This window comes from Deltaproteobacteria bacterium, assembly GCA_015233135.1.
In the GTDB taxonomy this organism is placed as follows: domain Bacteria; phylum UBA10199; class UBA10199; order JADFYH01; family JADFYH01; genus JADFYH01.
Genome location: JADFYH010000022.1, coordinates 1 through 24,131, shown reverse-complemented (window position 1 = coordinate 24,131; position 24,131 = coordinate 1). Strand labels below are relative to the sequence as shown.

Genomic DNA, 24,131 nt, shown 5'->3' with positions numbered 1-24,131 from the left:
CCAAGTGGCCATAACCCCTCCTACCTCCCCTTAGTTTAAGGGGAGGAAAGATTTTATTTACATTCCGCAATCACCTTCAACGCCGCCCCAACACCTTTTCCTAATTCCAGTTTGTATCCATTCTTATGGAGGGTAATTTCGATGGCTGCAAGCACACTCACCATGTCCATAGGGTCATAGTAACCCAGATGACCAATACGGAAGATCTTGCCTTTTGCGGCATCTTGTCCGCCGGCAATAGTCATGTTGAATCCATCGCGCAAACCTTTTACGATTTTACCGGCATCAATTCCTTCGGGAGAATAAACGGCGGTTACCGCATTGGAGGGATGTTCCGGGGCAAACAGTTTCAAACCCATCGCCTTAAGACCTTCGCGGCAGGCAGAACCCAGCAGCTGATGCTTTTTGAAGACACCTTCCAGGCCCATGGCCTTCATCGATTTCAATACATCATTCAATCCAATAACCAGAGAGACTGCAGGGGTATAAGCCGTGGTGTTTTCGAGAATAGCCTTCTTCTCTTTTTTGAAATCAAAATAAAATTTCGGAATATCCGATTTATCAATCAGCTTCCAGGCCTTGGCAGATATCGATGCGAAGGCGAGTCCTGGAGGCAACATCAGGGCTTTTTGAGAACCGGAAACCACAATATCCAGGCCCCATTTATCGCAAGGCAAATCAAAAACTCCCAAGCCTGTGATGGCATCCACAATCAGAACCGTGCTGTCATACTTCTTTACGATTTCCGCGATTTCTTTTACAGGATGCGCTACACCGGTAGAAGTTTCAGAAGCCGTAATCATCACCGTTCGGTAATCTTCTTTCGCAAGTTTTTCAGCGATAATTTTAGGATCAACGGCTTTCCCCCATTCCACCTGGATCACCTCAAAAGAAAGTCCGTAAGCCTTGGCAATTTTCCACCAACGTTCACCAAACTTTCCACTGTCAACTACCAGGGCCTTGTCCCCTTTACTCATGACATTGATGACAGCACCTTCCATGGCGCCTGTACCAGAAGCCGCAAAAATGAGAACTTCTTCTGTGGTTTGATACAGCCACTTCAAACCCTCTTTCACTTCCGCAACAATGGCTTCAAACGCGGCAGTGCGATGATGAATAATGGGTTCCGCCATGTGAGTTAACACTTTTTCGGGAACAGGGGTTGGACCGGGGGCGAGTAAACGATATTTGTAGAGAGACATTTTTTTCTCCTTAAGATTTAGATAAATAAATATTTAAAAATAACTACCTCATTAAAAAGTTTGTTTTTACGTTTTCACTTCACCAAAGCCTGCGGCAAATTGGGGCTATCCGGATTCACCATCAAAACTTGATGCGCAGGAGAAATCAGCAGATCCATATCCTCCATAGGAACGGCACCCAATAAAACTTCATCTCCCAAAACCAAAGCACCGACAAAACAATTTCTATTTTGAAAACTCACCTGTACAGGCCCCACATAAGGCACCACTTGCCTTCTTCCATCCGCAATAGTCACTTCACGTTTTTCCAGTTCTTCCAACTTCAATTGAATCCGAATATGTTCAGGAATGCAGAGCATCAAAGCTCCTGTATCCACTAACGACTCCACCTGAAGCGCTTGCAAACTAGTTTCTCGAGGATTTTTTAATTGTATTTTTGCTCGAACATAACCCATTTTTTTTCCTTATTTCTGCAACAATTTCCTCAACCTCAATCTTAAGGCATTCAATTTAATAAACCCTTCGGCATCTTTTTGATTATAAACTGTATCTTTTTCAAAGGTGGCAAAGGCCTCGGAGAATAAAGAATGCGGGGATTTACGACCCACCACCAGACAATTTCCTTTGTACAACTTCAGACGAACTGTACCACTCACCTTTGCCTGGGCATCATCAATTAAATTTTGCAGCAATTCTCTCTCAGGGGCATACCAGAAGCCGTTGTAGACCATTCCCGAATATTGAGGAATCAAGTTGTCGCGAATCTTCAAGACCTCTCTATCCATCGTAATCGATTCAATCGCCCGATGGGCAATATGTAAAACCGTGCAGCCCGGTGTTTCATACACTCCGCGGCTTTTCATTCCCACAAAACGATTTTCGACCATGTCGACTCGGCCAATTCCGTTTTCACCGGCAATGAGATTTAATTTTTCCAAAAATTTGGCCGGAGAAAGCTTCTCACCATTCAGTGCAATGGGATTCCCTTTTTCGTAGTCAATTTCAATGTAGATCGCTTTATCAGGTGCCTTTTCAGGGGAAGTAGTGAGGACAAACATGCTCTCAGGCGGCTCGGCCCAAGGGTCTTCTAAAATGCCGCCTTCAAAACTAATATGCATCAGGTTGCGATCGGAACTGTAAGGTTTTTCTTTGGTGACGGGAACAGGAATTCCGTGCTTCTCAGCATAATTAATGAGGTCGGTCCGCGACTTGAATTCCCATTCACGCCAAGGCGCAATAATCTTCACATCCGGCTTCATCGCATAAGCAGTGAGTTCAAAGCGCACCTGGTCATTTCCTTTTCCAGTCGCGCCATGCGAAATCGCCTGGGCATTTTCTTTCGCTAGAATTTCCATTTGTTTTTTGACAATCAAAGGACGCGCAATCGAGGTCCCTAAAAGATAAACGCCCTCATAAAGTGCATTAGCGCGAAGCATAGGAAAGATAAAATCCCGCGCAAATTCTTCTTTGAGATTTTCGACATAAACTTTTGAGGCACCGGTTTTTAAAGCCTTTTCTCGAACAGGCTCCACTTCTTCTCCTTGCCCAAGATCGGCCACAAAAGCCACGACTTCACATTGATAATTTTCGATGAGCCAACGGATGATAACGGAGGTGTCTAAACCTCCTGAATAGGCAAGAACCACTTTTTTGACATCAGACATATTGAAAGAACCTCTCTGAATGAACATTCATTTTTAAAAATGTTCGAGGCAGCTAGCACGACTGATTTAGGGAGTCAATACTTGCTACGAGACGAAAGATTTTTTAGTATAACACGTTGAATTTGATTAAAATTTGAATGTTGAAACTTATCCACAGATGTTGCCAGACTGTGGGTGACCATATATTACAGTACATGTTTATTCACAGACTGGGCACAATTGTGGATATCTTTAAAAAAAATCATATTTATCAATATGCTGAAAACATAGCCCCTTGATTTGATATATCATTTTGACACTTCTCTTTTTTTTGTTTAGAGCCTTGGCATGATCATCGGACTCACCGGAAAAAACGCCGCCGGAAAGGGCGAAGTGGCTTCTCTCTTTCAGGAGGCCGGATTTCGATTTTATTCTCTTTCGGATGTGTTGCGCGAGGAACTGCATCTTCGTTCTCTCCCCAGCAGCCGAGAAAATATGATTAAAATTGGCAACGAACTCCGGCATGCCTATGGGCCAGCTGTCTTGGCAATGCGCATTATGTCAAAACTTCAGCCCGATCAAAACTATGTCATCGATTCGTTTCGTAATCCCAAAGAGGTAGAAATTTTTCGTGACAAAGAGGGGTTTCACCTCATCCATGTTGCAGCCCTCCCCCAAAAAAGATTTGAAAGAATTTTGGCCCGACAACGAATTGGAGATCCTAAAAATTTTGAAGATTTTATCACCCTCGATGACAAAGAAGCCAATAGCGAGGACCCTCATGCCCAACAACTCGATGGGACTGCGGCTTTGGCGGATATTGAAGTGGAAAACAATCAGACGATTGAGGAACTTCGCACTCAACTCAAAGACATCGTTCGCAAACTTTCGGCGAATCAGGTGCGCCCCAGCTGGGATGATTATTTCATGAATATCGCACAAGGTGTGGCCATGCGTTCAAACTGTCTCAAACGAAAAGTGGCTGCGGTGATCGTAAAAGATAAACGCATTATTTCCACGGGTTACAATGGCACCCCTCGTGGGGTTGCCAATTGCAATGAAGGCGGCTGCCCGCGCTGCAACAATTTTGGAAAATCGGGGGCGGGTTTGGAAGATTGCTACTGTTCACACGCTGAAGAAAATGCCATCACTCAGTCAGCCTATCATGGGGTAAGTATTAAAGATGCCTTGCTCTACACTACTTTTTCCCCCTGCCTCCTTTGTACCAAAATGATTATTAATTCTGGAATTTCAGAAGTGGTTTTTAACCTGGCCTATCCTATGAGTGGAGCGTCCATAAAACTTCTGGAAGACGCTAAAGTGAAGATTAGACAGTTGGCTTGAAATGACAAACAGGAGCTTCTTATGAAAAAAATAAAAACATTTCTGACTGTAATCGCTCTATTTTCCTTAACTCTAATTCTGTGCCACACACTTATCTCCGGACCTGCAATTATACTGGATTCAAATCCTCAGGTCATCCAAGATCTCAAAAAATCGATGTATCGTTTTGGTAGTTTGGTGGCAGGACTTGAAATCTTAAGAGTGAAAGAAAAACAGCCCGATTGGGAAACTATTGATGTTTCTATCAAAGAGATCGAGAATATCATTCACGAAATGCAGAAATTAGATAAAGATGAGGTCTACAAGCAATATACTGCCAATGTGTCAAGTCAAGTAACAGAGCTGAAAAAACTCTCCAAAAAGAAAGATAAAAAGATTTATGAAGGCTTTGATAAACTGAGCAACGATTGTTTTCAATGCCATGCAGCTCATCGACCTGCTGATTTTTTGAAAAGCAAGGACGACCCCGGGCCTCAAGAGAGAAATAAAATCAAGGAGCGGAGAAATGGGTTTAGAAATAGTCCACTTTCACTAAATACAAGCCCTGAGCGGGTGCAGCGGGGCCAGCTTTTTTACGATCACAAGAGCGGAGTACTTCTTCCAATTGGTCCAGGCTGATTTTACCTCGACCCACATCCACCAGCGTTCCCACCATATTGCGAACCATCTGTTTGAGAAAACCGTCCGCAATCCACTCGATGGCGTACAGAGAAACTTCGTAAGGAGTTTTTATTTTTTTAAGCTTTGCTGAAAAAAGCGTACGTACAGTGGATTTCACCGGAGTGCCCACCGACTGAAAGGCCCTAAAATCTTTTTTGCCCTCGAGAAGCTTCAGCCCTGCCTGAACAAGCTTCCAATTTATTTTGAAAGGCACATGCCAGGTCGCGTCGATAAGCAAAGGATGCGGAAGTGTCTGATTGAGAATGAGATAGCGATACAGCTTTTGCTTGGCATCTTTTTGAGCGTGAAAATCGAAATCTACCTCTTCAATTTTGCTCACAATAATTTCAGGCCCCAAATAAAAATTAATCGCCGCTTTTAATCGATCTTTTGTCAGCCCCCCTTCACATCGGAATGAAACCACCTGCCCCAGAGCGTGCACTCCCGCATCCGTGCGACCTGAGGCAATCACAGTAATTTTTTGTCGAAAAATTTTTTCGAGAGCTCGAATCAGCTCGCTTTGGATCGAAATCTTATCATTCTGCATCTGCCAGCCACAAAAACCGGCACCATGGTATTGGAGGATGAGTTTATAATTTTTCATATTCTGGGACATCGTTACCCATTTTTTATGAAACTCGTACACAGTTTTAAAACGGCCTCTGCAGAGGCCTGAGAAATTTGGGGATGTTGCGCAGTAAACCAGGTTTGAAAATTCATATTAATCTTTCTGAAAAATAAATGGGATGTCGATGGATTTATGCGCCAAATCTATGCTAGGTAAAATTTTCTATGTCAAAGAGATTGATCCACACCGAAGAGAGGCCACATGATCCAAATTGATAATCTTGTGATTGGGGGAGGGCTAGCCGGGACCACCATTGCCGTTCATCTCCTGAACCAGGGAAAAGAATTCTGTGTTCTCGAATCCGCTTCGAGGCTGGGCGGCAAAATTGACACCCTGCTGACGCCTGAGGCCTGCTTCGAGTTTGGCCCCAATTCTTTCACCAATCAGACCGACGATATTTTTGATCTTTTGGAAATGCTGGGAATGAAAGAAGACCTTCTGGAACCCAGCACTGCTGCCCACTTTCGATACATACTCAAAAAGGGGAAAATTATTCGTCTACCGGCCGGACCACCGGAGATCCTCTCAACCCAGGCCCTGTCCTTGAGGGGAAAAATAAGATTTTTGAAAGAGGCCCTTTATGTGCCTGCAAAAATGAAGGACGAAGAATCCATCCGTGATTTTTTTGTGAGACACTTTGGGCTGGAAGTCGCTGATTCTTTTGCTGATCCCTTTGTCTCCGGGATCTACGCGGGGGATGCCGCGGCGCTTTCACTTCCAGAGGCCATGCCGACCATGGCTGAGGCCGAGGCAAAATCCTCTTCACTCATCCGCCACCTGATCTCCCAACGAAAGACAGCAAAGGCAGTCCCCAAATCTTATGAACTCAAACAAGGATTAGCTTCGCTCTTTCAGAAGGCCGAGGAAAAATTAGGAAAGGAACGGCTGCATCTGGGTGAACAGGTGCAAGAGATCCTCCCTCAAGGCCAAACTTTTCAAGTTCTCACAGATCAGAATGAATACGAAACAAAAAATCTCTATCTCACCACACCCGCTTATGTCTCTGCTGCACTGTTGAAGAAATCTTTGCCAGACGCCTCTCAAGCCCTGTCGCAGATTGACTATGCGCCTGTGGTGACGGTCCATCTTAAAGTGCCCAAAAAAGAAAATTATCCCTTCGAAGGTTTTGGAATTCTCCTTCCCTCGATGGAAAAGAGGCGAATTTTGGGAGTCTTGTGGAACTCCTCCGTTTTCCCCTCTCTTTTTGGAGACCAGGAAAATCATTATCTCACTGCTTATGCAGGCGGTGTGCGCAGGCGTGATCTTGTTGAAGCAGAAGAGTCTCAAATCCGCGCCATCGTCTCGGAAGAAATCCAGGACCTTTTTACACTTTCTTCAACCCCTTCCATTTTGCAGCTGCGTAAGCACTCGAAAGCCATTCCTCAATATGCCTTAGGTTATGGAAAGATCCTCAAGACCTTGCAGCAAGCCCTCTCACAGACTCCTACTCTCAAGTTGGCCGGTAATTTTATCGGAGGGATCAGCATGCCTAAAACAGTGACCTATGCAGTGGGAGTTACAAAATAGCATGCCAAAAATATCCACTCAAACTCACACAAAGCCCTTGGTTTGCTCATTTTGCCGTCAGGAAAAGGCCTCTCTTAAAAGCAATCTCCACTGTGGAATTTGTCAAAATTTATTTTGCAAAGATTGCCTTCAATTTGTTGAAGACTCCTCTTTTTCATTTCTAAATTCCATCCCCGAATTCCTTCGGCACAATGCTTATTGTGTCCCTTGCTACGATCAACAGGTGCTTCCAGCGCTGCAGGAATATTCCAAAAAAATGGAACAGGCAAAACAGGTAAGTTTATTTTTCAAGAAGGTCACCCAAACTCCGGTATTGAGACGCTCAAAAACTAAAGTGAATGTCGTGAATTGTCCCGATCGTTCTGAAGCCTTGATGCGCCTGGCTTTTTCAGCCGTAGAACTGTCTTTTAATGCCCTGATTGAAATCGATTTGAATTCCGAAAAAAAAGTTGTCCATGGCTATCAAAGCCTGTTCTGGAATGCCAGCGCCTATCCCGCAGAAATTGGAAGAAGCAAGCATGAGGAAAAAATTCTAAGAGCCGAAAAGCCTCAGCCTGAGGTATTTCGTAAGGGGAAAAAGGAGTGGGCGGGGGGTGAGGAAGGGTTACGCCGCTTGCCGCATTAGGGCAATGCGCGCAATGGGCTGTATGCGCAGGTTCTCTGCCAGCTCCTGATAAGAAAGCACCGCCAGTTGAGGGAATTCCAGTTCGATAATTTTTCTGAAGTAACGCCGAATTTCAGCGGTGGTTAAAATAACCGGAGGACGGGCACCGGGAGGAAAAGGATGCGAAGCGATTTCTTTACCAACCGCCTCTACGATTTCTTGGGTGTACTCGGGCTCCAGTGCCAGATAGTTTCCTTTTTCGGTGCTACGGATAGCATTGCGTACCATGTCTTCAATTTCAGGATCTAACAGGTAAACCGCCAGGGTATTGGCATGGCCGGCATATCGGTGAGTGATGTAGCGTTTCAATCCCCCTCGAATGTGTTCGGTGAGTACCAAAGTATTTCGTTCCACCTCGGCCCATTGAGCCAGAGTAGAAAAGATGGATTTTAAATCGCGAATGGAAATTTCCTCTTGAACCAGGCGTTGAAAAATTTCGGAAAGCTGCAAGACGGTAATCACCTTGGGCACCAATTCTTTGATGAGTGCCGGATGCGACTTTTCCAGTTCGTTGAGTAAAGTCTGAATCTCCTGCAGGCCCAAAAATTCGTGCGCATGTTTTCGAAGCAGATAAGACAAATGCAAAATGAGATATTCGGACACATCCCACATTCTGAATCCCGCCTGCACCGCAGTTTCTTTGTGTTCTTCGGCTATCCAGGTCACGATGGATCCATCAACCGGGTGAATAGTTTCGACCCCTTTGATATTAAAGAGCGAAAGTTGTTCCAGAGGTTCACCCACCAAAATACAGCCGCGATAAATCCGGCCTTTGGCAACGGGGACCTCGTTGATGTTGATCACATAACTTTCAGGTTCCAGATCTACATTTTGTCCTCGCACCTGGATCCCTGGAAAGTTAACACCCAATTCATAATAGAGACCATGACGTAATAGTGGGATAAGCTCGTTGATAAAGCGCCCGCCGTCCTGACTGTCATCCACCCAGGGAATGATGGCCTCCCCTACTTCAAGGGAAACGGGAGAAGGCATAATGAAAGGCAGAATATCGGGATGTTTTTCAATGGCCTTTTTGATGACCTGTTCTTTGGGCACATCCGCCATTTCCTGGGTTTCAACTTTTTTACCTCGGGTCTGAAAAAATGCCATGGCCCCCAATCCAATAGAAACAAACAAAAAGGCCGGTTCCAACATCGCTGCGGCCATTAAGGCAAAAATGACTGAACCAATGATATAGGGTTTGGGATAGGCCGTCATCTGCCCTACAATATCACGACCCAAATTGGTTTCGCCTTTATCTCCAGCACCCACGCGAGTGACCACTACACCGGCTGCCAGTGAAATCATTAAGGCCGGAATTTGTGCCCCAATGCCATCTCCGATGGTCAGTCGACTATAAGTGTGTAGCGATTGAAGGGCATCCAAATCTCTCCCCAACATTCCGATGAGAAAACCGCCGATGAGATTGATGACGGTAATAATAATACCGGCAATAGCATCTCCTTTAACAAACTTCATGGCACCATCCATGGCACCATACATCTGGGCTTCCCGTTGCAAGATGGAACGTCGTTCCATGGCCTGCTCCATATTAATGACCCCTGCCCGCAAATCGGCATCAATACTCATCTGCTTGCCAGGCATGGCATCCAGTGTGAAACGAGCGCCTACTTCCGAGACACGCTCGGCACCTTTGGCCACGACGATGAAATTTACCAAGGTGATGATGATGAAGAGTATGAAACCCACAACTTCACTTCCCCCAATCACCAACTCAGCAATTTTATCGATGATTCCACCGGCATTGGCTTGAGTCAAAATAAGTCGGGTAGAAGCAATATTGAGCCCCAAACGAAAAATAGTGGTCATTAACAAAATGGTAGGAAAGGAAGCGAGTTTGAGCGGATCGGTAATATAAAGAGAAACCAGTAAAATAAGTACGCTTAGCCCTAAGTTACAACCAATGAGCAGGTTGTTCAGGGGGATGGGAAGTGGAACAAAGATCAGGGCCAACACCACCATGACCATTCCCGCAAGGGAAAGATCACTGTGTTTGGAAAGAAAATCATTAACTTTGCTGAATTGAAATTTCATCGTGTAAAGGTAGGAACGGTTTTTTTACCGAGAACTTAAGTCCTGTATTCTGCATTAATCTTCACATAATTGTAATTCAAATCGCTGGTCCAAACCCTGAAAAAACCATTTCCCTGATTCAGTTGGACACGCACCGTAAAATAAGGGGCCTTCATGATTTGATGGGCCTTGGCTTCCGACTTTCCTTGCACAGCGATGCCCTTCGAAACCAGCTTGACCTTACCATAATAAATATCGACCTGTTTGGGGTCGAAAGTTGCGCCTGAATAACCGACGGCCGCAAAAACACGGCCCCAGTTGGGATCCTGTCCAAAAAAAGAAGTTTTCACCAGCTCCGATCGGGCGACCGCGTAGGCAGCGAGTCTGGCCTCTTTTTCATTTTTGGCGCCTTCAATGTTAATCTCTACCACTTTGGTGGCGCCTTCGCCGTCTTCTACCATTTTGATGGCCAAGTAACGGGCTACTTCTTCCAACTTTTTTTCAAAGATTTCAGCATCGCTATTCATTTCTTTCAGGAGTTCATTTTCAGCCAGGCCATTCGCCAAGAGAATGGCCGTGTCGTTGGTGGACATGTCGCCATCCACACTGATGCGATTGAAAGTTCTATCGATGACCCTGCTAAAAATTTTACGCAGCAGAGGTCTAGCGATATTCAAATCGGTCATAAAATAACCCAACATGGTGGCGTGTTTCATGGCCGGTTCTATCATGCCTGCCCCTTTGGAAAAGGCGATAAGGCTATATTCTTTGCCGGCACATTTTGCCTTTACGCCGTAAAACTTGGGAAAGAGATCGGTGGTGAGAATGGCCTTGGCTGCATCTTCTAAAGACAAAGGGGAGAGTTGAGGGGTAATTTGTTTGATTCCCTCAGAAATTTTTTTGAGAGGAAGTTGAACTCCAATTTTTCCCGTAGAAGAAATGAGCACCAGTTTTTCGGAAATATTCAATTGCTGCGCGGTTTGCTTCAACATGCTCCAGGCATTCTGCAGGCCTTTGTCGCCAGTGCAGGCATTGGCATTTCCACTGTTGATGAGAATCGCCTGCGCCTTGCCCCCCTTCATTTGAATTTCATCCACTAAAACAGGAGCCGCCTTGGCCAAATTAGTGGTGAAAGAAGCCACCGCGATGGCTGGCACCGTGGAATAGATCAGCGCCAGATCCATTTTTTTGGAGCTTTCCTTTATGCCGCAATACACGCCGGCAAATTGAAAGCCTTTTACTTGGGTGATGATTTTTTTGTCGGACATATTTGTATTTCTCCTACTTCCCATGACACTTCTTATATTTTTCCCCACTGCCGCAAGGGCAAGGGTCATTGCGTCCCACCTTGGGAGTTTCCCGTTGTTGAGATCCCGTCACTTTATTTTCTGAGGTCTTATTCCCATGCGAGTAAGTCATGGGCATACTGCGATTTTGAGAGCTTTGATTTTGAAGACTTTGCAGGGGCCTTGAAAAACTGATTCCCGATTCTACTGGAGTCGCTTCAGATGTAGGCAGTTTATCTGTAAAGACCGAACTTTCCGCATTTCCCTCATTTGGATCTCTGGATTCCAAACTGATCTGCACCCGATAAAGCTTTTCCAGACTATCTTCCGCCAACTGCAGCATCATGTTTTCAAACAAACGAAAACCCTCTTTTTTATATTCGATGATGGGATCTTTCTGGGCGTAACCCCGCAGGCCAATGCCTTCGCGCAAATGATCCATGTTCAACAGATGATCTTTCCAGAGCGTATCCAAAGTTTGTAACAAGATAATCCGTTCAATATGGCGCACTACAGCAGGGGTGTACTGCTTCTCCCGTTCTTCATAGACATCGATCATCTTATTGTAAATTTTTTCACCCACTTCATCGCTGGAAACTTCAGGGGCCAAGGTCTTGAGCTCTTCGTACCAGAAACCATAGGTTTTATAGAGGCGATCTTCCAGGCCTCTCCAATTCCATTCTTCCCCTTTGGCAGGCTGAAATTCCTGGGAAAGCGCGTCCACGTGTTGATCCACGAAGTCCGTCACTTTTTCTTTCAGCTCAAGGCCGGATAAAATCTCGTTGCGTAATTTGTAGACGGTGCTGCGTTGCTGGTTCATCACATCGTCAAACTCGATTAAATTTTTTCGAATATCAAAATTGTGCGCCTCCACTTTCTTTTGCGCATTTTCGATCGCCTTGGAAATCCAGGGATGAAAAATGGGTTCGTCTTCTTCCATGCCCAGACGCTCCATCATGCTTGAAATACGGTCCGAACCAAAAATTCTCATCAAATCATCTTGCAAGGAGATATAAAAACGCGAAGAACCGGGGTCGCCCTGTCGTCCCGCGCGACCCCGCAACTGATTGTCAATACGACGGGACTCATGGCGCTCGGTGCCCAAAATACGCAGACCTCCCGCTTCAATCACCTTTTGTTTTTCCACTTCACACTGCTTTTTAAAATCGATCAGCGCCACCTGATAAACTTCTTCGATGGCCTCTTTACCCACTTTGGAGCGCGCTAAAAATTCGGGATTGCCTCCGAGCAAGATATCGGTTCCACGTCCCGCCATGTTAGTGGAGATGGTGAGGGCCCCAAAACGACCCGCCTGAGCCACAATTTCCGCTTCTTTTTCGTGTTGTTTGGCGTTGAGGACATGATGAGGAATCCCGCGGCGTGAAAGCATCGCAGCCAGTTCTTCGGATTTTTCGATGGAAATGGTTCCCACCAACACGGGTTGGCCTTTTTTATAACACTCTTCAATTTCGTTGATGACGGCCCTGAATTTCCCTTTTTCATTTTTGTAAATAAGATCCGCTTCGTCTTCGCGAATCATGGCACGATTGGTGGGCATCACCATGACTTCCAGATTGTAAATTTTACTGAATTCCGCGGCTTCGGTATCGGCAGTGCCCGTCATACCGGAGAGTTTTTTGTACATGCGGAAATAGTTTTGAAAAGAAATGGTGGCCAGTGTCTGATTTTCATTTTCGATGGTCACTTTTTCTTTGGCTTCTATCGCTTGATGCAGACCGTCGCTCCAACGTCTTCCAGGCATCAGTCGACCGGTAAATTCGTCGACAATAATAACTTCGCCCTCTTTCACCACATAATCAACATCGCGCTTGTACAAGGCGTGAGCGCGCAAGGCCTGATTCACATGATGTACCAGTTCCATGTTTTCGGGCTCATATAAATTTCCTACGTTCAACAGTTTTTCGACGTGAGAGACGCCTTCTTCGATGAGCACCGCGGTACGGCTTTTTTCATCAATCGTATAATCGGTTACCGCTTTTAAATTGGGAATAATGCGATCGATGCGTGCATATTTATCGGTCGATTCTTCGGAGGGACCCGAAATAATCAGTGGCGTTCGCGCCTCATCAATGAGGATACTATCCACTTCATCCACCACCGCATAATGCAGCTGGCGCTGTACGCACTGACTGAGATCAAACTTCATGTTGTCGCGCAGATAATCGAAACCAAATTCGTTATTGGTTCCATAGGTAATATCCGCTGCGTAATTCTGACGGCGCTCTTCGTCGTTTAAACCGTGAACAATATTGCCTACGCTGAGGCCCAAAAAGCGATACAGACGGCCCATCCACTCCGAGTCACGCTTGGCAAGGTAATCGTTCACTGTCACAACATGTACGCCTTTGCCTTCCAGCGCATTCAGATACACCGCCAAAGTGGCCACCAAGGTTTTTCCTTCACCGGTTTTCATTTCGGCGATTTTACCTTCGTGCAGCACCATACCGCCGATGAGCTGACAATCGTAGTGTCGCATCCCCAGCGCACGCTGCGAAGCCTCACGGCAGACGGCAAAGGCCTCGGGTAAAAGATTGTTAAGGGTCTCCCCTTTTTCGAGGCGGCTTTTGAATTCAAAGGTTTTTTGTTGGAGTTCAGTATCGGAAAGCTTTTGAATCTGAGCTTCGAGATCGTTGATTTGGATAATGGTAGGACCAATACGCTTCAATTCTCTATCGTTTCTGGTCCCAAAAATTTTTCTGGCAAAGGCGGCAAAGAACATGAAATCTTCCTTTTGTTTGATGAAGTCACAGGCAAATCAATAAAATGAGGAGTGGAATTAACGCAATTTTTTTGGAGAGTCAAAAGAAAGCTGAAGGGTTTTTGGGAGGGATACTTTAGAAATTTAATGTGCAGGGATTCTTTCACGAACTAGATGCCCCGCACTGTGCCCCAAATTAAAACAGACATCGCTGGCAAAATTATGAGTGAGTTGTCGGGCATGAAATTGATCGCGGACACCTTGATCGGCGGAGGCGAATCTAAAAGATGATCCCAAGTGTTGAGAAACAAGATTGGCGAGTCTGAAAAATCCAATCGCCCCTGCGCCGCCCACGCTCATACCCAGGGCCCCAGCCATCCTCGATAAAATAAATCCCAAAGGCAGGCGCTGAGCCATGGCGCCAAATAATCCGGCAAACACCACATTGCTACAAGCCCCTAAATCTTGCTCGGTCTGAAAAAGATGAAAATGATTCTCTCCCGTTCTTAGAGTTGCTACCCCTTCTTCGGCGTAGCGCATGGCTAAAGCGGTAGCGATAGAGCGCAGTAAAAATCTGGAAGAAAAAACGGTGGAGGCCAAGGTGCTGGCTGCCGTGCAGGTGAATAAAGCCAGGCCGGTGTGCAGAAAAAAATCGGGAGTAATTACTTCTTGATCGAGCGTATGCAGAACCTCTTGAACGGTAACAGCGACGGATGATCCCGCTGCAGTATAGCTTTGAACAAAACTTTCTGCAGACTGAAACAAGGCATGACTGCGAGGCTGAATCTGCGCGGCAAAAACCTGGTGTGTCAGAGTTGCAGTTCTCTGACAAAACTCGCCAAAAATTGTTAAAGATTGTTCACTCGGTAGAGTGGATAAATTGGGCTGTGCAGCGCGTGGACGCGCTAGAGCTTGAGAAGGGGAAATTGTATTTTGAGAAACGGAGAAAGGCATGAGAGTTCTGATTATAAAATGCCAAATTACGGGCGACCACGGAGGGATCGCCCCTACAAAAATGGGGGCACCGACTAGAAGATTATCGGAGTTTATTGGGAAAGGTTGCTAACTATCTCAACACAAATTTCATAGGATCGGTAGGCACACCGTCAACGTGGACCTCGTAGTGCAGATGAGGCCCCGTGGAAGAACCGCTATTTCCCACGCTGGCAATCAGTTGGCCGCGTTTTACCTTCTCGCCTTCTTTCACGTAGATATTGGAGGTGTGTCCAAAAAGCGTGGACACTCCGTAACCATGATCGAGATTTAGGGCCAAACCGTATCCGCCTTTATGGCCCGCAAAAGAAACCACTGCATCCGAGGGGGCATAAATGGGTGAACCAATGGGCGCTGCAATGTCTAGGCCTTCATGAAATTTGGCCGAGCCCGAGATGGGAGAAGTACGCATCCCAAAATCACTGGTGATCCAACCATTGACCGGTAGAAAAGAGGGAGTAGAGGCCCAATAAGAAAGCTTGTCTTGAGAAAGCTCATACACTTCGTTGGCGCGGATTTCCAAAGAATTGGCAAACTCGGTGAGGTCTTCCATTTTTACAGAAAGCCTGTTGTAGAATTGATCAGAACCCGCGCTCAACTCTTCATCGCTAGACTTAGGCAATTCTTTGAGTTTGTCGAGGTAAGACTTGATGTTGTCTGAATCATGAATAGGACCGACCCCTATCTTGAGTTTACCGGCATCCACCCCCGCTAAACTTTCCACGCGCGAGGCAAATTGCTGGGTGCGGTTCAGAGAATTTTCCAACTGATTTATTTTTCCAAGCAGTTCGGAGCGATAACGTTCTTCGCCCCCGCTCAACGTTGCAACATTCTTCGCGAGACTGCGGTAATGGATAAATCCCCAAGTCATGAAGGTGAAAAAAATAAGAAATAAAGCAGCAAAGCTGATCCCTAGGTGGATGCTCGACTTACTCAGCTGAAACCGCTTCGATTCTAAATGATTCTCAGGAATCACCAAGATGCTGTACTGGCTCATAAATCCCTCTCTTCCTAATTCTCGGCAGCAATACAAATTAAGTTGCTAGGTTTTCTTCGGCTAAACGCCGATATCAAAAAAAGAGAGGGCTCGTCAAGCCCTAAGGCAGACAGAAGCCCTCATGCATATATTCTATATATTTGTTGTTTATCGAGTGGTTGTTACCAAATTAGGAATCTAATACTTCTATAATAACAGCGGTAATGTTGTCATCCCCCCCACGTTGATTGGCAAGTAAAATCAGTTTTTCACAGGCTTCTTTAAGAGGGCATTGCCCGATAATGTCGAGTAAATCGTCATCCTCAAGCATATTGGAGAGCCCATCGGAACAAAGCAAAATCCTATCTCCCACCTGAAGCGCCTCTACCACCAAATCGCTCTGCACCTCTTCTTGATACCCCACGGATCGAGTGATGATATTCTTAAAGCGATGCCCCCGGGCGTCCTCGGGGTTAATGAGGCCTGCTTTAATTTGTTCGGAAACCAGGGAATGGTCTTCGGTGATTTGTTCGATTTCATGATCTCGAACCAAGTAGGCACGTGAATCTCCCACATTAGCCACATAGGCGTTTTTTCTATCCAAAAGGATAGCAACGGTGGTGGTGCCCATCCCTTTTAGGGTTTCATCGTACTGAGCCTGCTCAAAAACACGTTTACTGGCCTCACTAATGGCAAAGCGAAGTCGCTCCCCGTAGACATTAGCTTCTCCATTGACCCCATGAATTTGAGTTGCCTCCGGATTGGAAAGCCGAGAGATGACTTCTTCGATAGTGGATACCGTTAATCGGGAAGCAAATTCGCCTCCCAAATGTCCACCCATTCCATCAGCAACCACATACAAAGATAAGTCGTCGTTCACCAAATAGCTGTCCTCATTTTGGGAGCGTTTCATTCCAACATTAGATAGGCCGTAAGATTTCACTTTCATATCCACTGATTCTCCCGAAAAAATAGTAATAACTCAAGCTAAGTAAATTACGTTACTCAATATTTAAGTTCGAACTCCCTCCCCCCTCGGAGGGGGAGGGTTGGGGAGAGGGGGTATAATGAATTTCCCTTATATTTCAAAGTGATTAAAATAAGGTACTTTTCAATCTATCACCCTCTCCCTGCCCTCTCCCGTCAAGGGAGAGGGAGAAAAAATTCAACACTCAAGCACCAGCAACATCTAAATGAGAAAGCAAAATAGACGGGGTTCCCAATCTAAAATAAAATCTCAGATCATTTCCAACAGCTTCTATAGAGCCCAACATCCTTTTCAAGTTTCCAGAAATAGCCATTTGCTTGAGGGGATAGGCAATCTCCCCCTTCTCTACCCAAAAACCCTGGGCCCCCACCGAAAAATCTCCAGAAACAGCGTTGGCGGTGTGCATGCCTATTAATTCTGTTATATAAACGCCTTTTTCCATTTTTTTAAGTAATTTTTCAAAGTTCAATTCCCCTTTTTCCAAATAGAGATTCGAATAATTCAGATGGGGTAATTTTTTATAGCTGTCCCGATGACTGGATCCCGCTGCCTTCAAACCCATTCTCCGCTGATATTCTTTATCGGCAAGAAAGTCTTGCACAATTCCCTGCCGGAGTAATTTTTTTTCAGAACCCAAAACCCCTTCTGCATCGAAAGGAAAAGAGCCTGCCCCAGAAGTAAGCAGGGGATTATCCAGAAGTGTTAAAAGAGGGGAAAACACTTGCTGGTTTTGCTTGTCGACAAGCATCGATTGCTTTTTAAAGACGTGATCTGCATAAAAACTGGGGGCCAGTACATCAAAAATATCCGAGACGACAGAAGAATCCAACAAGGCTGGACCCTGATAATTTTTTCCCTCCTGCCCTCCCAAATACGCCGCCGCTTTTTTTGCCGCTTTTTCACCAATATTTGAAGGATCCAGTTTTTCAACGAAGGGACTAAAACCAAACTCATACGCCGATTCTGCTTCGTCCCCTTCTTCCGCGACGGCCATCAGCGAAAGAATGGAAAGCGTCTTTTGATGATTCAGCTCCAAGCCCAAAGAGTTCGCCAAACAAATTTCAGTCAATGTGGCGGAGGCCGAGGCGCCCCGCACATGTTTAATGAGAGGGTGATAAGACAAGGCCGCCTTTTCAAGCTCCATGGCTTTTTGAGTAAAGAACGCCGGGGGATGACTTTTGAAATTCACATCGTAATCGAGCAAATCCATGGGGGGCAAGGCATAGGCGGTCTGAAAATAAAGAGACTCATTCTTGGCGGCATAGGGCAAGATTTGCAGGGCAGAATCGACACAACGCTGCAAAGAAGCCTCGCCAAAATCGCTGGTATAAGAAAAACCCAACTGCCCCTCTTTTAAAACCCGCAGGCCCAAACCATAAGTATCAGCCGATTCAAAGGTGTCGAGTTTTTGATCTTTCACTTCAATTTCCAGATTATGTTCGTAGACGTAGAAGAGTTCAAATTCTACTTTTGGATGAGAGTGAAATTTATTTTTGATTTTTTTGAAAATGTTTTTGAAATTTGTATTAGACATTTTTTCTTAGTAAGTCATGTTACGCGATATTCGAGTCCGCACTCCCTCCCCCCTTGGCGGGGGAGGGTTGGGGAGAGGGGGAATTATAGAAAGTACCTTATATCTCAATGCAATTCAAATATTGTACTTTTCTATTATGCACCCTCTCCCTGCCCTCTCCCGTCTAGGGAGAGGGTGGGGAATTAAAATTGTCACGCAACAGGATTCAACAATTTCTGCGCATGCGCCAAGGCTTCCGCGGTAATTTTCTGACCGGCAAACATGCGGGCAATCTCTTCTTCCCTGGGTTTTCCCTCCAATATTTTGAGTTGGGTATAAGTCCTACCCGCCTTTTCAATCTTGTATAAGAAATAATGCTGAGGGCCTAAACTGGCCACCTGAGGCAGGTGCGTGACGCAAATCACTTGGGTCTTTTGAGACAAGGAAAAAATTTTCTTTCCCACCACTTCCGCTGCAGTCCCGCTCATGCCGGAATCGATTTCATCAAAAATAAAGGTTCCGCAAAGCCTTGCCTTTTGCAGGACAGTACGCAGGGCTAAAATAACCCTCGAAAGTTCGCCGCCGGAAGCAATGTCCGAAAGTTTTTTGGCCTCTTCGCCCACATTGGGGGCAAAAGTAAAATCAATCTGGTCGGCCCCGTGGATGGATATTTTTTTCTCCAACTCTTCTCCTTCCCATGCCCCGGCCCAAGGGACTACGCGCAAGACAAAACTGGCCTTCGGAAGCGCCAAATCCTGCAATTGATTTTGCACAATCTTGGAAAACTTCTCCGCGGCCTTGAGCCGAACAGCACTCAGCTCTTTCGCTTTTTGAAGAAGATCTTTTTTAAGCAGCACGATCTTCTTTTTGAGTTCAATCGTCAGATCTTCCTGATTTTCCAAATGCGTGAGCAGGCCTTTCAGTTCTTCTTGTTTCAAGATCAGCACATCGATTTCGCTCGCATATTTCTTTTTGAGACGACTCAATTGCTCGAGCCGATCTTCCAGCCGGGTCAAGGCAGTGTCGTCGTATTCGATATGAGAGGCATAAAGACTGAGGTCGCGGACGAGGTCTTCAAATTCGGTACTTAAATTTTGAAGCTGGCTGATTTTTTTATCCAGCTTATTATCTATGCCCGTAATTTTGAGCAGTGCTGTCTTTGCCTTGGCGAGGTTCTCAATCGCAGAGGCCTTTCCGGAGTAAAGCAGACCATCCGCGCTTTGCAAGGCTTCGGCCATTTTGGAGCCGTGCTGTAGCAGTTTTCGTTTCTGCAGCAGTTCTTCTTCCTCACCCGATTTAAGCCGGGCCTCTTCCAATTCTTTCAACTGAAATTTGTAAAAATCCTGCTTTTGCTGAAAATCCAGAAATTTCTTTTTGAGCTGTTCCAATTCTTCCTGGGCACTTTGATAGGCTCGAAAAATTTCCTGATAAGCCAGCAGTGTTTCTGCATAGCCGCCTTCGGCATCCAGAATTTCACGGGCATAATTTTCATCGAACAGGCGACTGGACTCGTGTTGAGAAATATACTCCACCAAATCGGAAGAAATTTTTTGGAGCTGGGAGACTGAAGACAGCTCCTCATTAAGCCAGACCCGGGTTTTCCCATTGCGATGAATACTGCGTTTGATGCGCAGTTCTTCTCCAAAAGAAGTGGCTAAGGATGAGTTTTCAGGAAACTCAAAGACCGCTTGAATGAGACACTCTTCTTCTCCACTGCGCACATAATCACTCGAGGACTTTTCACCCAAAAGCAAGGAAATGGCCTGCAAGACGATAGACTTCCCTGCCCCGGTTTCGCCGGACAAAATAGTGAGCCCCTCTTGAAATTGGATCTCAAGGCTGTCAATAATCGCCAAGTTTTTAATGGACAAAAAGTTGAGCATATTCCTAGCTCAAATTATGTCTGATCTATTTGACTGGCAAACTAAAAATCAAACTTCTAGACATTCCTCTTCTCAGGCTCCCCTGGCGGAACGCCTACGGCCTAAAAACCTGGACGATTTCGTGGGGCAACAGCATCTGATCGCTCCCGGCGCGGTGCTGCGCACTTTGATTGAAAGTGACACCCTGCCTTCCCTTATTTTATGGGGACCTCCGGGGAGTGGTAAAACCAGCCTGGGCCATTTGATTGCTCACACAACCAAACGAAATTTTGAATTTTTCTCCGCCGTACTTTCTGGTATCAAAGAGGCCCGAGAACTGATCGAAAAGGCCAAAAATAATTTCAAAATGTTTGGCAAGTCTACTATTTTGTTTGTGGATGAGATTCATCGCCTCAATAAAGCCCAGCAAGATGCCTTTTTACCGCATGTGGAGTCTGGTGATATTTTGATGATCGGTGCCACCACGGAGAACCCCTCGTTTGAAGTGATTGCCCCTCTGCTTTCCCGCAGTCGTGTCTTTGTCTTGAAACCCCTGGAACCTCAAGACCTCAAAAAGCTGATTCAGCAGGCCTTGCACGATACTGAAACTATTTTTGGAGTAAGCAAAATAAAACTAAGCCCGGAAGCCGAAAACTTTATTGTCGATTATGCCCAAGGCGATGCGCGGCGTTTATTGGGGGCAGTGGAAATTTCGGTGATGTATGCCAAGGCCCTGGGGTCTCAAGCTCAAAATAAAGATCTGGTGTTGGATGAAAAGATCTTGAGTGAGGCCCTGCAAAAGAAAACCCTGCTTTATGATAAAAAAGGGGAAGATCATTACAATGTCATCTCGGCCTTCATCAAAAGCATGCGAGGTTCTGACCCCGACGCCGCCGTTTATTATTTAGCAAGGATGCTGGAAGCCGGCGAAGATCCCCTGTTTGTCGCCAGACGCATGGTAATCTTTGCGTCGGAAGATGTGGGCAACGCCGACCCGCAAGCCATACAAGTTGCTATCGCTGCCCAACAAGCCTTTCATTTTGTAGGCATGCCCGAAGGATGGATCCCGCTGGCCCATGCCGCCACCTATTTGGCTTCGGCCCCCAAAAGCAATGCCAGCTATATGGCTTATAAATTCGCAAAAGCCGATCTGGAAAAATACGGCGCACTGCCTCCCCCTCTGCATTTGCGGAATGCTCCGACGAAGTTGATGAAAGAATTGGATTATGGAAAAGGCTACCAATATGCCCATGACCAAGAAGGCCTGAGCCCCGAGCAACAACATCTGCCGGACGAATTGAAAGAGAAGGTTTATTACTTACCCAAGGAAAAAGGATATGAAAAAGTGATTCGGGAGTATTTGAAAAGTGCTTCAAAAAAGATAAGATTCCCATTTTCCTCTCCCCTCTAAAAATCTAACCCATCCACCCCCAATCCCAGCTCTTTTCTTCTTTTGCAAAGAGCTGCAATTTTTTAAGCACAGGATCTTTCCATTTTTTCCCTCTTGTTTTTAAATCTTCCCAAGCGAGCAGGAGATCCCCTTTCCTCTCTGCAATCAAAAATTCGAATAGAGCTTTCGCTCCTGCTGCAAAAGTTCGGTATAACGGGTAAGGGTGCTGGGGAGTAAAGGTTCAAAATATTTTGGCATAGTTTTTATACGTTTGGTTTTGAAGCGAACGTATAAAACTTAAAAATTTTAGGCAAAGTAAAAATTGTCGCGCAAGCTGAGTCAATAAGTCATGTTACGCGATATTTGTAATAATCGGTTACACAAAAATCCCCTCTCCCCTTGTGGGCATAGGTATCTACACATCTTTTGGTATTGCCCCCTCTTAAGCTAAGAGGGGGTTGGGGGAGTTATGGAAAACCGTGCAAATTACAGTATTTTTGAGTTCAGCAAGATCTTCCATAACCCCTCCTAACCTCCCCTTAGCTTAAGGGGAGGAACAGCAGAGTCAATAAGTCAAAAGGATGTCATCCACCAAAGAACCCGGCACGACGGTAGAGCTCATACAAATCCTCGGATTGGTTTTTGAGAAACTGTTCAAGAGCGATAGATCCATCCCCTCTGTCACTTAGCGGTGTAGTAACAAAACCAGCAGGAGGCCGGGGGAAAAGGTCGAGAATCCGTGGGCCCAGGGTGTCGGTTAAGGCCTTTTGACACCACTGCACAGCCTGCAAAACTTCGCACAAGACATAGACCCGACGGATAAAAGCTTCAACGCTATTCCGATCGGCCAAAGGAAACGTACCATTCGACCGAGGAACAGGGCGGATATTCTCTCTCGCAACTTCCTCAATGAAATCGCCAAATCCTGGCCAAGATGAGGATGACGCTTTGCTGCCGAGAAGACTTACCAGCAATAGCCTGTAAAGAGGGAGACAATCCCCAAAAGCCCCATGAGTTTCAATGATCTCCCGGAAATTGGTTGCAGTTGCCTCGCCAGTCTTCGCGCGAGTAGGGTTCTGATAATAGTACTCAAGAATGATAAAACTGAGAGCATTCATTAGGCGATCAGGATTGAGCCCGTCTGGCCTAAGCCCTGCTCCTGGGCTTCCTCCAAATCTCCCCTTCTAAAGAGACCTTCCATCGCAGCAAGAGCGCGTTCAGCAAGCTCTAACTCAGACTCCTCGTCGGAATATCTCTCCAGCATGGCAATCAAACTTGTCTGCTCAGATTCAGTGAGAGGGGTTGGCCCTCTGATTATTTTATTGAGACCTTCATCCCCAAAGACAGAGCGAATCACTTCAGGCGTAAGCTCAGGATTTTCAGGATCGTCAAGTCTTCTGGACAAAGTCTCGAGAAGCGAGTCCAAACTCCGAACTGTTGCTGGATCAGCTCCCTCTTTTCCAGCCATCGCCATTCCCAAAAAAGGTGTCGCAACGCCCAAGAGTTCCAGGGCCTCCCGCGGATGGCTCAAAAACAAGGCCCCCAAACCCAGCACTCCACCGGCGGCAAACACCCGCGAAAGATTTGTTGTGGGCAATAGCTCTCTTAAGGTCTGGCCAAGAGAATCGTGTTGCCTTGCCGTGGCATGGAGGGCAGGGCCGATAAAATGTCCCCCCGCATTCATTCCCAAATCACTAAAGAAAGATTTTGTGAGGGCCTGCACCGTAAAATGGGCGGCGAGGCTATCGTTTTGGGGCTCTACAAAATAATGAACTCCCAATAAGCCATCCAAGACACGAGCCCCCAAAATTTCAGCCACCGCTCCCAAACTCATGGTGAGCCCGCCCAAAGAACGGGCCAGCAAATAACTGAGGCCCTGACTGACTAAACTGGATCCGGGAATAAGTGCCGCAAGCACAGGTTGAGCAAAGTGCCCCACATATTCCGCGGCCCCCATGTTGAGTGTCCCACGCACATCGTGATTCACCTCCACCAGATGCATCCTGTTTTCGCCGTAATAAAGTGATTCCAGACCTTGGCGCAGACGACTGGAAGCCAGATGCACCACCAGACCTCTCAAAAGCAGATTTTTGATCCCCAAGGCTCCGGCCACAGAACCCCCAAAGGTACAGGTGACCAGGGCCAGGCCCGTTTCGATTGTAAAATCAGCAGTAAGCACCTGATGCTGCACCGCAGATAAAAATTCATTAGCGCCATGATTGAGTGTTGTATTGGCCAGATGTCTGTCGACAAAATGATGGGCCGAATCAAATAAAGGATTGGTATAAGGGAGAACCCTGTTTTGTACCTCGTGGGCCAAAAAAACAAAATCATCGGTCCAATGTGTAATAAAATTGGGATGCCTAGGTTGTTGAGGGAATGATAAAGAGGCCGTCTGTACACCCGGACCCTGGGAACTGCTCTGGGCCTGCAATGGCAGAGGAGGATGGGAACTTCCGCCAATGCTTGCCTCCTGTGAAAAACGAAGAATCTTTTGCATGCCCTTTCTCCTTATTTATCCAAGTCAGAGGACTTATCGGTAAAAATGAAGAAAAGTTGCGTGGTTTTTGTGTTTTGGATGCATTTAATTACTGGGGGTAAAAAAGAGCAAAAAGTAAGGAAAGTTTAATTTTGCTTAGAGATAAAAAGAAGGCGAGGATTTCTTGGTTTGAAAAGGACAAGAAAGGAGCCTCGCCTATGAT

At 46.0% G+C, this 24,131-nt stretch carries 19 protein-coding genes; 5 read left to right on the top strand and 14 right to left on the bottom strand.

What is annotated here, in order from left to right; all coding sequences use genetic code 11:
- Positions 1-53 precede the first annotated feature (53 nt).
- From HQM15_08130 to HQM15_08120, 3 genes are all read right to left on the bottom strand, one after another.
- Positions 54-1,202 (bottom strand): alanine--glyoxylate aminotransferase family protein, encoded by a 1,149-nt coding sequence (locus HQM15_08130; GenBank protein ID MBF0492733.1) that lies wholly within the window; start codon positions 1,200-1,202, stop codon positions 54-56.
- Positions 1,203-1,276: 74 nt separating this feature from the next.
- Positions 1,277-1,657, bottom strand: coding sequence for a clan AA aspartic protease (locus tag HQM15_08125; protein MBF0492732.1), 381 nt, complete (start codon positions 1,655-1,657; stop codon positions 1,277-1,279).
- Between the two features lie 9 nt (positions 1,658-1,666).
- Entirely contained in the window at positions 1,667-2,866 is a 1,200-nt protein-coding gene (locus tag HQM15_08120) for an argininosuccinate synthase (protein MBF0492731.1), read from the bottom strand.
- A gap of 327 nt (positions 2,867-3,193) precedes the next feature.
- Between HQM15_08120 and HQM15_08115 the strand changes: the two genes are divergently transcribed.
- The gene (locus HQM15_08115; GenBank protein MBF0492730.1) at positions 3,194-4,189 is read left to right on the top strand and encodes an AAA family ATPase; all 996 of its coding nucleotides are present in this window, start codon (positions 3,194-3,196) and stop codon (positions 4,187-4,189) included.
- Positions 4,190-4,210: 21 nt separating this feature from the next.
- Positions 4,211-4,807 carry a hypothetical protein gene (locus HQM15_08110; GenBank protein ID MBF0492729.1) on the top strand — a complete coding sequence of 199 codons (597 nt, stop codon included), beginning with the start codon at positions 4,211-4,213 and terminating at the stop codon, positions 4,805-4,807.
- Here the strand turns inward: HQM15_08110 and truA are convergent.
- Positions 4,701-5,453 (bottom strand): tRNA pseudouridine(38-40) synthase TruA, encoded by a 753-nt coding sequence (gene truA / locus HQM15_08105; GenBank protein ID MBF0492728.1) that lies wholly within the window; start codon positions 5,451-5,453, stop codon positions 4,701-4,703. The two genes, HQM15_08110 and truA, sit on opposite strands and share 107 nt — an antisense overlap.
- A gap of 225 nt (positions 5,454-5,678) precedes the next feature.
- Between truA and hemG the strand changes: the two genes are divergently transcribed.
- On the top strand, positions 5,679-7,004 hold the full coding sequence (gene hemG / locus HQM15_08100) for a protoporphyrinogen oxidase (GenBank protein MBF0492727.1): 1,326 nt from the start codon (positions 5,679-5,681) through the stop codon (positions 7,002-7,004).
- 1 nt (position 7,005) lies between these two features.
- Complete coding sequence (locus HQM15_08095; GenBank protein ID MBF0492726.1) at positions 7,006-7,629, top strand: hypothetical protein; 624 nt, start codon at positions 7,006-7,008, stop codon at positions 7,627-7,629.
- Here HQM15_08095 and sctV read toward each other — a convergent pair.
- From sctV to recN, 8 genes are all read right to left on the bottom strand, one after another.
- Entirely contained in the window at positions 7,609-9,723 is a 2,115-nt protein-coding gene (gene sctV / locus HQM15_08090) for a type III secretion system export apparatus subunit SctV (GenBank protein ID MBF0492725.1), read from the bottom strand. The two genes, HQM15_08095 and sctV, sit on opposite strands and share 21 nt — an antisense overlap.
- A 35-nt stretch (positions 9,724-9,758) precedes the next feature.
- Positions 9,759-10,970 (bottom strand): bifunctional glutamate N-acetyltransferase/amino-acid acetyltransferase ArgJ, encoded by a 1,212-nt coding sequence (argJ, locus tag HQM15_08085; GenBank protein MBF0492724.1) that lies wholly within the window; start codon positions 10,968-10,970, stop codon positions 9,759-9,761.
- A 13-nt stretch (positions 10,971-10,983) separates the two neighbouring features.
- Positions 10,984-13,728: a preprotein translocase subunit SecA gene (gene secA / locus HQM15_08080; protein ID MBF0492723.1), complete on the bottom strand. Its 2,745-nt coding sequence runs from the start codon at positions 13,726-13,728 to the stop codon at positions 10,984-10,986.
- A gap of 123 nt (positions 13,729-13,851) precedes the next feature.
- Entirely contained in the window at positions 13,852-14,661 is an 810-nt protein-coding gene (locus tag HQM15_08075; GenBank protein MBF0492722.1) for a hypothetical protein, read from the bottom strand.
- Positions 14,662-14,773: 112 nt separating this feature from the next.
- Positions 14,774-15,697, bottom strand: coding sequence for a peptidoglycan DD-metalloendopeptidase family protein (locus HQM15_08070; GenBank protein ID MBF0492721.1), 924 nt, complete (start codon positions 15,695-15,697; stop codon positions 14,774-14,776).
- A gap of 169 nt (positions 15,698-15,866) precedes the next feature.
- The gene (locus HQM15_08065) at positions 15,867-16,625 is read right to left on the bottom strand and encodes a Stp1/IreP family PP2C-type Ser/Thr phosphatase (GenBank protein ID MBF0492720.1); all 759 of its coding nucleotides are present in this window, start codon (positions 16,623-16,625) and stop codon (positions 15,867-15,869) included.
- A 223-nt stretch (positions 16,626-16,848) separates the two neighbouring features.
- A complete protein-coding gene (locus HQM15_08060) occupies positions 16,849-18,198 on the bottom strand; it encodes a TldD/PmbA family protein (GenBank protein ID MBF0492719.1) in 1,350 nt (449 codons plus the stop codon).
- A gap of 191 nt (positions 18,199-18,389) precedes the next feature.
- Complete coding sequence (recN, locus tag HQM15_08055) at positions 18,390-20,060, bottom strand: DNA repair protein RecN (GenBank protein MBF0492718.1); 1,671 nt, start codon at positions 20,058-20,060, stop codon at positions 18,390-18,392.
- A gap of 16 nt (positions 20,061-20,076) precedes the next feature.
- Between recN and HQM15_08050 the strand changes: the two genes are divergently transcribed.
- Complete coding sequence (locus HQM15_08050; GenBank protein MBF0492717.1) at positions 20,077-21,450, top strand: replication-associated recombination protein A; 1,374 nt, start codon at positions 20,077-20,079, stop codon at positions 21,448-21,450.
- Positions 21,451-22,013: 563 nt separating this feature from the next.
- Here the strand turns inward: HQM15_08050 and HQM15_08045 are convergent.
- Together HQM15_08045 and HQM15_08040 are read right to left on the bottom strand one after the other, a co-directional pair.
- Positions 22,014-22,547, bottom strand: coding sequence for a hypothetical protein (locus HQM15_08045; protein MBF0492716.1), 534 nt, complete (start codon positions 22,545-22,547; stop codon positions 22,014-22,016).
- On the bottom strand, positions 22,547-23,929 hold the full coding sequence (locus tag HQM15_08040) for a hypothetical protein (protein ID MBF0492715.1): 1,383 nt from the start codon (positions 23,927-23,929) through the stop codon (positions 22,547-22,549). Before HQM15_08040 ends, HQM15_08045 begins: the two co-directional genes overlap by 1 nt.
- Between the last annotated feature and the right edge of the window lie 202 nt (positions 23,930-24,131).